The organism is Rhodococcus sp. P4_B6, assembly GCF_056402215.1.
The window spans coordinates 1-11,552 of sequence record NZ_JBFUHV010000115.1; the positions used below are offsets into that span (position 1 = coordinate 1).

Sequence of the window (11,552 nt, forward strand, 5' to 3'; positions counted from 1 at the left end):
CTCCACCATCACCGGTGTCGCCCGCGACGACCTCCCCGACGGCGGCGCCTGGCCTCCACCATCACCGGTGTCGCCCGCGACGACCTCCCCGACGGCGGCGCCTGGCTCTACGCCGAAACCGTCCGCCTGATCCACCAGCTCAACCCCGGCACCGGCGTCGAACTGCTCATCCCCGATTTCAACGCCAAACCCGACCAGCTCGCCGAGGTGTTCTCCACCCGTCCCGAGGTCCTCGCCCACAACGTCGAGACCGTCCCCCGCATCTTCAAGCGGATCCGCCCCGCGTTCCGCTACGAACGCTCCCTCGGCGTGATCACCGCCGCCCGCGACTTCGGGCTGGTCACCAAGTCCAACCTCATCCTCGGCATGGGCGAGACCCCCGACGAGGTCCACCAGGCGATGGAAGACCTGCACGCCGCCGGCTGCGACATCCTCACCATCACCCAGTACCTGCGCCCCTCCCCCCGCCACCACCCCGTCGAGCGGTGGGTCAAGCCCGAAGAGTTCGTCGAGCACTCCCAGGCCGCCGAGGAGATCGGGTTCGCCGGCGTCATGGCCGGACCGCTCGTCCGCTCGTCGTACCGCGCCGGCCGCCTCTACGCGCAGGCGAAAGCGAATAGGGAGAAGCCTCTTTCGCCGACCGGAGAGGCCTCCTGACACTCAACCGACCACATGCACGTCGACACCGTCGGCGAAACGGTACGGATGGGTGGACAGAACGGGGCCGAGACTTTTTCGGAGACGGGAGATCTCGGCGCGCACGGCCACCACGTGGTCGCGGTCACCGAACAACGACACGCTCAGCGACGCAGCATCGATTCCAGCGGAACCACTTTCGGTCAGCACTCGCAATATCTGCGCATGGCGCGGTGAGAGCGCCCGGGTCCAACTCGTATCGCCCCGCACCGTTGCTCGCGGGGACTCACCGAGATCGAGTTCCACTCCGATGGTCGTCGGCCTGCCTTCGCGTCGCACCAGCCAGCCGTCACCGAGCGGTTCCGGCACACACAGCCCCAACCCGGGCACCAACAGCGGCGTGCCGGGGCACGGAGGTGACACCCGGTCGGGGGCGGCGAGCCCCCGGGCGTCGGCGACCCAGCCGTGCCGGTCCACCACGAGGGCCGGACCCGCGGTTGCCCCGAGCACCGGCGCCGCATGACCGCGAAGCTTCTCCAGGTTGATCGTGTGCTCCTGCCACAATGTGGCCTCGGCCAACCGCACCGCCGTCTGCACCAGCGCCAACGTCGTCGGATGAACCGACATCGCCGAGCCACTGATGTCGACGACGCCGAGCACTTCGCCACTCCGGGGATCGTGCACCGGAGAGCCTGTGCACGACCAGCCACGATGCGACCGTGCGTAATGCTCCGCCGAGAACAGTTGCACAGGAGCATCTTCCACCAACGCCGTCCCGATGGAGTTCGTACCCACCGAACTCTCGGACCATCGGGCCCCCTCCATGAATCCCAGGGCATCGGCGGCCTTCCGCAGGCCACGGGACCCTTCCCGCCACAGGACCACCCCGTCGGAGTCTGCGATCACCACGATGAAATTCGCGTCCTCCGCCACCTGAGTCAACGTGCTGCGAAGCTCCGGAAGAACCGCACGCAGGGCGGTACGCGTCCGCCGGGCTTCGACCTCGGCGCAGTCGGCCAGCACCACGTCCTCACAACTGTCGGGACTCACCCCGTCCGCTTGTAGCCGCGACCACGACCTGCCGACGATCTCGCGCGGCTGCGCCGGTGGTCGCCGACCCGACAGCACCGCGTCGTGAACTTGACTCAACAACCGTGCGTGCCGGGGAAGATCCACCCCCGAGCCGACAGCGGGAAGGCGGTGCCGAACCGAACCGGTAGTACTCACACCTCCGAGCCTACCGGGAATGTGAGCGCCGAACCATGGCCGGGCTCGGCACATTTTCATTGGGAGAGAACGCAATCGGTTCAAGACTCGTCACAATGCAATCGGCTGCAACCCTTGAACAGTCACGGCAGACGATGCTTGGCTCCCCTGTGAGGACGGTCACATCGGAGAGGAGCTAGGAATGAGCATCGAGGGCAAAGTCGCGTTGATCACCGGCGCGGGCCAGGGCATCGGACGCGCGATCGCGTTGCGGCTGGCGTCGGACGGCGCCGACATCTCGCTCGTCGACGTCAACGCCGACCGGATCGACGCGGTGGCCGACGAGGTCCGGGCGGCGGGTTCGAAGGCCATCTCGTTGGTCGCCGACGTGACGGACCGCGATCAGGTCCGGTCCGCCGTCGACCGGACGGAGCGTGAACTGGGCGGCTTCGACATCATCGTGAACAACGCGGGCATCGCCCAGGTCGACCCGATCGCCGACGCGACACCGGAGGACGTGTCACGGATCCTGGCCGTGAACGTCGAAGGTGTGCTGTGGGGCATCCAGGCCGGGGCGGCCAAGTTCCGGGCGCGGGGGCACGGCGGCAAGATCATCAACGCGTCGTCGATCGCCGGCCACGAGGGATTCGCGATGCTCGGCGTGTACTCGGCGACGAAGTTCGCGGTCCGCGCACTCACCCAGGCCGCGGCGAAGGAGTACGCATCCGACGGCATTACCGTCAACGCCTACTGCCCCGGTGTCGTCGGCACCGACATGTGGATCACCATCGACGAGCGCTTCTCGGCCCTCACCGGCGCGCCGAAGGGTGCGACGTTCGAGAAGTTCGTCGGCGGCATCGCCCTCGGCCGTGCACAGACACCCGAGGACGTCGCGGCGTACGTGTCGTATCTGGCCGGACCGGACTCCGACTACATGACCGGGCAGGCCGGACTGATCGACGGCGGCCTCGTGTACMGGTAGGCAGGGCGTTCCAGGCCAAGGCTGGGCGGTGGTGGTTTCGCGGGGGCAGTCGCGGGTAGACGAGGTGGTGACGCGTCAGTGAGTTCGGGATGAAAGGGGCAGCGATGAACGTCGGCGACCTCGTCGAACGCACCGCCCGGTTACGAGCCGATCTACAAACCCTCGAACACCGGATCAAGGAGTTGACCGACGAGTTCGACCTTCTCCACAGCACAGCCGACGGCGCTTCGCGTGAAGGCGTGATCGACAGCCTCAGCGACGCCCGGCTGGACCTGAGCACCGCGGACAGGCACCTCGAGACCGCGGTGCGAAACGCCGAGAAGCTGTCGATGGCCTGAACCCCGGCACCCCGCGAGCATCTGCTCGCGGGGTGCCGGGTCAGGTGACGGTTGGCCGGCCCGAAGCCGACCAACCACCGTGATCAGTCGAGGTCGAACCGGTCGAGGTTCATCACCTTGTCCCACGCGGAAACGAAGTCCTGCACGAACTTCTGCTGCGCGTCGTCGGTCGCGTAGACCTCGGCGAGGGAACGCAGTTGCGAGTTCGAACCGAACACGAGATCGACGGCTGTGGCTGTCCACCTGGCGTCGCCCGTGACGCGGTCGCTGCCCTCGTAGACGTTCTCGGCGGAGGCTGCTCCCTTCCACACCGTCCCCATGTCGAGGAGGTTGACGAAGAAGTCGTTCGTCAGCACCTCGGGCCGGTCGGTGAAGACGCCGTGCGCCGTCTGCCCGAAGTTGGCGTTCAGCGCACGGAGGCCGCCGATCAGGACCGTCAACTCCGGGGCGGTCAGGTTCAACATGTAGGCCCGCTCGACCAGAAGTGCCTCGGCAGGCAACTTCTCTCCCGGCCGGAGGTAGTTGCGGAACCCGTCGGCCCTCGGTTCGAGCACCGCGAACGACTCGACGTCGGTCTGCTCCTGCGATGCGTCGGTGCGCCCCGGCGTGAACGGAACCGTGATGTCCTGGCCGGCGTCCTTCGCCGCCTTCTCGACCGCCGCGGCACCGGCCAGAACGATCAGATCCGCGAGCGAGACCTTCACACCGCCGGACTGCGACGAGTTGAAGTCCTGCTGGATCTGTTCGAGGGTCTGCAGAACCTTGGACAGCTCGGCCGGGCTGTTGATCTCCCAATCCTTCTGCGGCGCAAGACGGATCCGCGCCCCGTTGGCGCCGCCCCGCATGTCGGTGCCACGGAACGTGGCTGCCGACGCCCAGGCCGTGGACACCAGCTGGGAGATGGACAGCCCCGAGTCGAGGATCTTGCCCTTCAGGGCGGCGATCTCGCTGTCCCCGATCAACTGGTGATCGACAGCGGGGACCGGGTCCTGCCACAGCTGGGCCTCCGGGACCCACGGGCCGAGGTAGCGCGTGACCGGTCCCATGTCGCGGTGCAGCAGCTTGTACCACGCCTTGGCGAACGCGTCGGCGAACTCCTCCGGGTGGTCGAGCCAGCGCCGGGTGATCTTCTCGTACGCCGGGTCGATGCGCAGCGAGAGGTCCGTGGTCAGCATCGTGGGGGCGCGTCCCGCCGACGAATCGAAGGGGTCGGGAATCGTGCCCGCGCCCGCGCCGTCCTTCGCGGTCCACTGCCAGGCACCGGCGGGGCTCTTGGTCAGCTCCCACTCGTAGCCGTACAGGACCTCGAGGAAGCTGTTGTCCCACTTCGTCGGTGTAGGAGTCCACACGACCTCGAGACCGCTGGTGATCGCGTCCTTGCCGACGCCGGTGCCGTAGGCACTCTTCCAGCCCAGGCCCTGCTGCTCGATCGGGGCGGCTTCCGGCTCCGGACCGACCAGGTCGGCGTCGCCTGCACCGTGGGTCTTGCCGAACGTGTGGCCGCCGGCGATCAGCGCGGCGGTCTCCTCGTCGTTCATCGCCATGCGGGCGAACGTCTCCCGGATGTCGCGGGCGGCGGCGAGGGGATCGGGCTGGCCGTTGGGCCCCTCCGGGTTCACGTAGATGAGACCCATCTGCACGGCCCCGAGCGGACCCGAGAGGTCACGATCACCGCTGTAGCGTTCGTCGCCCAGCCAGGTGTCCTCGGGACCCCAGTAGATCTCCTCGGGCTCCCAGATGTCGTCGCGTCCGAATCCGAACCCGAAGGTCTTGAATCCCATCGACTCCAGGGCGCAGTTGCCGGCGAAGACGAGGAGGTCGGACCACGAGATCTGCTTGCCGTACTTCTGTTTCACGGGCCAGAGCAACCGGCGGGCCTTGTCGAGGCTCGCGTTGTCGGGCCAGCTGTTGAGGGGCGCGAAACGCTGGGCGCCCTGACCGCCGCCGCCGCGGCCGTCGGCGATGCGGTACGTGCCTGCGGCGTGCCAGCTCATCCGGATGAAGAGGCCGCCGTAGTGGCCGAAGTCGGCAGGCCACCAGTCCTGCGAATCCGTCATCAGATCGATGACGTCGCGCTTGAGTGCTTCGACGTCGAGCTTCGCAAACTCCGCTGCGTAGTCGAAGTTCTCACCCATCGGGTTGGACTTGGACGAATGGGCGTGCAGGACCGACAACTCCGGCTGGTTCGGCCACCAGTCGCGGTTCGTCCTCGGGCGGTGCGCCGTCGGAGTGGGGGACGGGATTGCGGGGTTTTCACTTTCACTGGTGCTCTGAGTGTTTCCCTCGTGAGCGACCGGGCAGCTATCGGACACAACATTCCTTCCGGGAGAGACCAATTTGGGCTGTTGGTCAGGGTTTCGATCGAGAAGTCTGTGTTGTCGAGCAGTCGGGGCACAGACCCCAGTAGATGACCTCGGCCTCCTCGACGAGGAAACCGTTGTCGTCGGACGCGGTCAGGCAGGGCGCCTCGCCGACGGCGCAGTCGACGTCCGCAATGGCCCCACACGACCGGCAGATCACGTGGTGGTGATTGTCTCCGACCCGCGACTCGTAACGAGCCACGGAGCCGGCCGGCTGTATCCGGCGCACCAATCCCACCGCGGTCACTGCGTGCAGCACGTCGTACACGGCCTGCCGGGACACCCCGTCCAGAACCGTCCGCACCGCTCCGAAAATCGTCTCCGTATCGGCGTGCGGACGTGCGTGCACCGCCTCCAACACCGCGACCCGCGGGCGGGTCACGCGAAGCTCAGCCCCGCGCAGTAACGCTGCGTAATCCGGCATCGACGGCACCCACTCACTATGGACTACTTTTCTGGACTCAGTAAAGAGTTTGCGGAAACAATTTGCCGTGACTTCCACTTACATACACATGATGGTCGGTGGCCGGAGAGGCACCGACAGCCTGTCAAGGAAGCTCGAGGGCGATCATTCCCGTGCGTCGACTGTGCCTGCGCGCGACTGTCCACTCGCGACGCTTCGATGCGGAACGGCCACAACGTGACTGGCGGGGTCGACCCCGTCAGTACCAGTACTTACGTCCGCCCACCTTGCGGCCCAGCAGCCCGAGGAGCAGGAGGAGAAGGCCGACGGCGCCGACTATGAGGCCCGCGATCCACAACGACGAGATCTTGACGACCAAGCCGACGACGATGAGCACCACACCGATTGCGATCATGGCCAATTCCTCTGTGAGAGTGGCTCGGGCTTTTATGCGAATCCTAGGCGCAGGAAGCCGTCGGCGTCAGGGAACCGCAGCGGCTGATCACACGGCCGGCCCTCGGTCCGGACCGGTGCCGCCCGGGGCGACGATGCCGTGATCGAACGCGTACACGATGGCGGCTGCGCGATCGCGGAGATCGAGTTTGAGGAAGATGTGCCCGACGTGACTCTTCACGGTCACACCCGAGATACCCAGCTCACGACCGATCTCGCCGTTGCTGTGGCCGCGCCCGATCAGCGCGAGCACGTCGAGTTCCCGCGCGGTCAACTCGGTGAGTCGGTTGCCGTCCCCGTCGGACGAGGGCGCGACGGTGCGGTACGTGGCGAGAACCCGTCCGGTCACGGCCGGGTCGAGGCAGGCGCCGCCCTCGGCGACGGTGCGCACGGCGCGAATCAGATCCTCCGCCGGCGAATCCTTCAGGATGAACCCCGCCGCACCCGCGCGCAGCGATCCGGACAGCAGATCGTCGTCGTCGAACGTGGTGAGCACCAGCACCGGCGGCGGCTGCGCGGCCGACCGGAGGTCGCGGGTGGCCCGGATGCCGTCGACCTTCTTCATCCGCAGGTCCATGAGCACGACGTCCGGGGTGTGCTCCGCGACCGCGTCCGGCACCTCCGAGCCGTCGGCGCATTCGCCGACGATCACGAAGCCGTCCTTGCGCCGAAGGATCCGGCGCAGCCCGGACCGCACCAGTTCCTGGTCGTCGACCAGCAGCACCCTGATCTCCGGGCCCGTCACGACAGTCCCGGAATGTGACGGAGGATCGCCGGCCGGCACGAGTCGCGGGGCAGCGGGACCGCGGCGCGCACCGACCACCGCCCGCCGTCCGGGCCGGCGCGGAGCGTGCCACCGAGCAACGCGGCGCGCTCGCGCATACCCCGCAGCCCGGAACCGCGCGAGCTGTCCGGTGTAGACACCCGGCCCCGGATCGGGTTGCGAATCTCCAGGGACACACGTTCCGGCTCGACCGTGAGCCGCACGTCGGCGCCGACGCCGGGCGCATGTTTGGCGACGTTCGCCAGCGACTCCTGCGTGATGCGGTACAGGCCGAGACCGACTGTCCCGGTCACCGCGGAGAGGTCTCCGTGCAGGTCGAAGTCCACCGGGAGGCCCGCGCGGCGGAAGTCGTCGATCAGATCGGGAAGATCCGCGACCCCGGGTTCCGGGCGGGTACCTGCCGGGCCCGCGTCGAGCAACCCGACGGTGCGGCGGATGTCGGCCATCGCCTGCCGCCCGAGCCGCTCGGCGTCGGAGAGCGCATCCACGGCGTCGTCGACGTCGCGGTCCTGCGCGAGCGCGCGGCGGGCCGCGGTCAGATGCAGCAGCGTGATGCTCAGCGAGTGGGCGATGACGTCGTGCACCTCGCGGGCGATCCGCTGGCGCTCACGGGTGGCGGCCTGCTCCGACTGGATCGCCTTCGACGCGCGCTCCTGATGCAGGAGACGCAACTGGGTGAGCATCAGATACCCGAACGCCCACCCCAGCACGACGCCGGCGAGGGCGTAGGGCGCGCCGTCGAGTCGCCCCGCCACGGCGAACACCGACAGGACCGCCATCGAGCTGAACAGGGTGGCGAGACCGACCCCCAGCGACGCCGTTGCCGCGACCTCGCCGGTCAGGATCACCAGGATGAGCGGGGCGAAGTCGAACGCGGTGTCGGGTTGCTGCAGGAGCAACAGTGCGGCCGCCACGGTCACGACGACGGCCAGGAACGGCCGCGGAAGCACCACCCCCGGTCTGATCATGTCTCCCGCAACGGGGGTCACGGCGGCGACCAGGCCGCACAGCAGCACCCACCCCGGCGGCACGAAGCCGTCGCGTTGCGCGACAGCGGCACCGGCGATGGCGACGACGGCGATGTGCGCGAACACCGGCACGGCGAAACCGCCTCCGCGGATCCGTAGCGTTGCGGGCTTGACGTCCTCTCGGCCGTGAACGACCGAGAATCCCCTCCAGACTCACGTCCCGAGGTTCCTGTTTCACCGACAGTCGCCTTCCCACACCTTAGGTGCGAGGTGGTCTCACACCATCTCCGCAGGCTGCCACCGCCAGTCCGACGGCCAAAATGTTCTTCGCCGCGTTCACATCGCGGTCATGGACCGCGCCGCACCGGCACGTCCACTCCCGCACGTCCAGCGGCATCGCCCCGGCGACCGCCCCGCACACCGAGCAGGTCTTCGACGACGGACAGAACCGATCGACCGCCACCACCCGCCGCCCGTACCAGTCGGCCTTGTACTCGAGCATCGACCGGAACTCCGACCACCCCGCATCCGAGATCACCCGAGACAACGACCGAATCTTGACCATATTCCGCACACTCAGATCCTCGACGGCGATCACTTGATTTTCGCGCACCAGCCGAGTGGAAAGTTTATGCAGATAATCGCGCCGCCGATCAGCGATCCGACCATGAACCTTCGCGACCTTCAGTCGGGCCTTCGCCCGGTTCCGGGACCCCTTCTCCTTCCTGGCCAGCACATGCCTTCGCCAACCGCGCACGATCCCTGCGCTCGTGGCGCGGGTTGGCGATCTTCTCCCCCGTCGACAGCGTGTACAGGCTCGTGATCCCGGCATCGAGCCCGACCACCCGATCGACCGGCTCGAGCTCGGTAATCGTGTCCTCGACGAGAATCGAAACATGGTACTGACCACGAGCATTACGCGACACCGTCACCTGCGACGGCACCGCCCCCTCCGGCAGCGGCCTCGACCACCGAATATCCAGCGGTTCGGACTGCTTGGCCAACCGGATCTGCCCACCCCGGTAGGTGAAGCAGTTCGAATAGTAGGTCGCCGAATCCTTCGACCGCCCCTTCCTCTTGAACTGCGGGTAGCCGGCCTGCGTGCGCCAGAACCTCTCGAACGCACCCTGCAACTGCCGCAGCGACTCCTGCAACGGCCCCTTCGACGGCTCCGCCAACCACTCCGTCTCGGTGTCCCGCTTCCATCCGGTGAGCATCTTCGAGGTGTCCGCATAGGTGACCCGCCGCTGCTCCTGCGACCACGCCCGCGAGCGCTCCGCCAACGCCCGGTTATAGACATACCGGGTGCACCCGAACGTCCGAGCAAGCTGATCCGCCTGCACCACAGTCGGATAGAAACGAAACTTGAACGCCCGCTTCACCACCCTCCCCGCCATGACCCAGACACTAGCCACACAGTCCGACACAAACAGATCGGCCATCCCGGCCCTGAAGGACCGGGTATGCGCCGAAAGACTCACGGATCAACGGAACCACGGAGGTGGCCGAGATGTCGTGGAACGATTTCCGTGCACGCCGGGCGGTGCTGGAAGAGGTCCTGGCGCGGGCGCACGTCGACCCCGCACTGGCGCTGCGATTCGACGAAGTGCCCGGCGCGATCCCGCTTTTCGGTTCTGCGGACAACATCCTGCTCGCCCTGCAGCACCGGTGGAGCAACCATCTCGCCGCCCGCCTCGACCAGGCCGTCGAGGACGGCACACCCGTGAACGCGGCGTGGCGCGAACTGGCCGGCGAGCAGCCGGAGTTGCGCGCGCTGCTCGACGCCGCGTCCGCCTCGTCCGTGCCGTTGCGCGGCTCCCAACGCGACGAGCAACGGATGATCGAGGCCCACACCACGGGACGTGTGTCCGGCCACCGGAGCGACCGGCGGACAACCGTGCTGAGCGGCGGGTCGTCACGGTGACGAGGTGGGCTGCGCCGACTCGGAGGGCGAAGATGAGGGCAACGCGGGGTCGTCGAGGTCCGGAGCCGGTTCGCTCGGCGCGTCCGTGAGGGGCGGCTCGACAGGCGACGTCGTCGGGTCGGGTCCGACGGTGGGCGCCGGCGTGGACTCGGTGGGCGCCGGAGTGGACTCGGTGGGATCCGGCGGAGTCGAGGTCGCAACCGGAGCGCTCGTGGGCGCGAACACCACCGGTGTCACCGCGGAGATTCGTGGCGCAGATGTGGATGCCGTTGGGAGAGGCTCGGCTTCGACGGTGAATTCGACGCTCGGTTCGATCAGCGGAGGATGCGCGTGAATCGATACCAGCCGGGGAACCCACGATCTCGACCCGGCCGGGGTAACTGCCACAGCCGGCACGGCCTGGGGAACTGCCACCGCGGACACGGCCGGGCTCGAGGCTGTGGTTCTCGCGGCCGGGATTCGCGGCGGCCCTGGTTGTTCGATCAACTCGAACGCGTGTGCGGTGACTGACGAACCCGCCCCCGGCTCCCGTATCGAGGTCATGTCGCGGGCAAGCCACGGGACGGCGATCATCGCCGCGGCGGCGGTCGCGGCTGCGGTAACGCGCAGGGCCCGTCGTCCAACCGACGCCGGATGCGCGGATGCTGTTGCTGCAGTACCGGACCTGGTTGCCGCCGCGAGAACGGCTGCCCCACAGGCCGATGCGTGGCCGGGCGCCGGCTCGCACACCACCGGCGCGCCCAGCGCCCCGGACAGCACTTCCTCGACGACGGGATCGGTCGCCGCGGCACCGGTCACGATGACTACGTCGAGATCGGTGACGTTCACGCGAGCGACACGAAGACAGTCCGCGACCAGTTCGAGACTCCCCGAGACCGTGTCGTCGATCGAGTGCTCCCCCACCCCGGCAAGGTGACGCCCGCGGAACTCCGTCGAACGGAGTGGCCGCCCCACTATCGGATCGGAACCGCTCGCGGCACCGAACGCCACGACAGTGAGGTCGAGATTGTCGGCGCCGAACTCGCAGACGAGCGCGAGTCCCTCGCCGAGCGGACCGTGTTCGGACTCGAGCCAGGCGACGGCGGCGACGGGCGAGGCGACCAGACCCACCCTGCCGAGACCCGCACGATCGAGCGCTTCCCGTTGTGCGTTCACGACCCGGGGCAGGTGAACGGCCGGGTGGGCGAGCACGATCGGCGGGTCGTCCAGCTGGTCGGCTTCCACGATCAGGCAGTGCGCGGCGGCGGCGACCAGATCCTGTCCGGAGTAGCGGAGACCGTCGCCCGCGACGACGGCCTCTCCGATCCGATCCGCGAAGCCCGCCACCACACCCGTGTCGCCCGGTTGGTCGCCCAACCGCACGGTCGACGACGGGCCGAACGTCAGCGTGGAACGGCGGGTCAGCACGGCGTCGACGCCGACCGCACCGGCAACCGCTGCGACGGCGCACGCCGTTCCGACGCTCAGCCCGAGTCCGTGGGTGTTGTTGTCGTCCATG

General features: G+C 68.0%; 11 protein-coding genes and 1 pseudogene. 4 read left to right on the top strand and 8 right to left on the bottom strand.

The window, feature by feature from the left end; translation table 11 throughout:
• A partial coding sequence (locus tag AC1DWT_RS35395) for a lipoyl synthase (RefSeq protein ID WP_477924228.1) occupies nt 1-657 on the top strand: 657 nt, incomplete at its 5' end.
• 3 nt (nt 658-660) lie between these two features.
• Here AC1DWT_RS35395 and AC1DWT_RS35400 read toward each other — a convergent pair.
• Nucleotides 661-1,917: a GAF domain-containing protein gene (locus tag AC1DWT_RS35400; RefSeq protein ID WP_477924259.1), complete on the bottom strand. Its 1,257-nt coding sequence runs from the start codon at nt 1,915-1,917 to the stop codon at nt 661-663.
• A 127-nt stretch (nt 1,918-2,044) separates the two neighbouring features.
• Here AC1DWT_RS35400 and AC1DWT_RS35405 point away from each other — a divergent pair, with 127 nt between their 5' ends.
• Both AC1DWT_RS35405 and AC1DWT_RS35410 read left to right on the top strand, forming a co-directional pair.
• Nucleotides 2,045-2,824, top strand: coding sequence for an acetoin reductase (locus AC1DWT_RS35405; RefSeq protein WP_477924230.1), 780 nt, complete (start codon nt 2,045-2,047; stop codon nt 2,822-2,824).
• Between the two features lie 104 nt (nt 2,825-2,928).
• Nucleotides 2,929-3,162, top strand: a complete 234-nt coding sequence (locus AC1DWT_RS35410) for a hypothetical protein (protein ID WP_072946847.1) — start codon at nt 2,929-2,931, stop codon at nt 3,160-3,162.
• An 83-nt stretch (nt 3,163-3,245) separates the two neighbouring features.
• On the opposite strand, the gene katG is transcribed toward AC1DWT_RS35410, so the two are convergent.
• The 6 genes and pseudogenes from katG to AC1DWT_RS35440 all read right to left on the bottom strand — a co-directional run bounded on the left by katG (nt 3,246) and on the right by AC1DWT_RS35440 (nt 9,527).
• Entirely contained in the window at nt 3,246-5,405 is a 2,160-nt protein-coding gene (gene katG / locus AC1DWT_RS35415; protein WP_420855145.1) for a catalase/peroxidase HPI, read from the bottom strand.
• 106 nt (nt 5,406-5,511) lie between these two features.
• On the bottom strand, nt 5,512-5,955 hold the full coding sequence (locus AC1DWT_RS35420) for a Fur family transcriptional regulator (protein ID WP_087555081.1): 444 nt from the start codon (nt 5,953-5,955) through the stop codon (nt 5,512-5,514).
• A gap of 229 nt (nt 5,956-6,184) precedes the next feature.
• Nucleotides 6,185-6,340: a hypothetical protein gene (locus tag AC1DWT_RS35425; protein WP_167372170.1), complete on the bottom strand. Its 156-nt coding sequence runs from the start codon at nt 6,338-6,340 to the stop codon at nt 6,185-6,187.
• 87 nt (nt 6,341-6,427) lie between these two features.
• Nucleotides 6,428-7,102, bottom strand: coding sequence for a response regulator (locus AC1DWT_RS35430; RefSeq protein WP_477924262.1), 675 nt, complete (start codon nt 7,100-7,102; stop codon nt 6,428-6,430).
• 17 nt (nt 7,103-7,119) lie between these two features.
• Entirely contained in the window at nt 7,120-8,283 is a 1,164-nt protein-coding gene (locus tag AC1DWT_RS35435; RefSeq protein WP_477924264.1) for a sensor histidine kinase, read from the bottom strand.
• A gap of 106 nt (nt 8,284-8,389) precedes the next feature.
• Nucleotides 8,390-9,527: pseudogene (locus AC1DWT_RS35440) on the bottom strand (RNA-guided endonuclease InsQ/TnpB family protein).
• A 104-nt stretch (nt 9,528-9,631) separates the two neighbouring features.
• Between AC1DWT_RS35440 and AC1DWT_RS35445 the strand changes: the two are divergent.
• A complete protein-coding gene (locus AC1DWT_RS35445; protein WP_477924233.1) occupies nt 9,632-10,054 on the top strand; it encodes a hypothetical protein in 423 nt (140 codons plus the stop codon).
• Here AC1DWT_RS35445 and AC1DWT_RS35450 read toward each other — a convergent pair.
• The gene (locus AC1DWT_RS35450; protein ID WP_477924235.1) at nt 10,046-11,551 is read right to left on the bottom strand and encodes an Hsp70 family protein; all 1,506 of its coding nucleotides are present in this window, start codon (nt 11,549-11,551) and stop codon (nt 10,046-10,048) included. The genes AC1DWT_RS35445 and AC1DWT_RS35450 overlap by 9 nt on opposite strands.
• Nucleotide 11,552 lies beyond the last annotated feature (1 nt).

Coding starts and splice junctions, on each gene's coding strand:
- AC1DWT_RS35400 (WP_477924259.1), bottom strand. CDS start 1,917: ATGTGCCGAGCCCGGCCATGGTTCGGCGCTCACATTCCCGGTAGGCTC.
- AC1DWT_RS35410 (WP_072946847.1), top strand. CDS start 2,929: ATGAACGTCGGCGACCTCGTCGAACGCACCGCCCGGTTACGAGCCGAT.
- AC1DWT_RS35425 (WP_167372170.1), bottom strand. CDS start 6,340: ATGATCGCAATCGGTGTGGTGCTCATCGTCGTCGGCTTGGTCGTCAAG.
- AC1DWT_RS35450 (WP_477924235.1), bottom strand. CDS start 11,551: ATGGACGACAACAACACCCACGGACTCGGGCTGAGCGTCGGAACGGCG.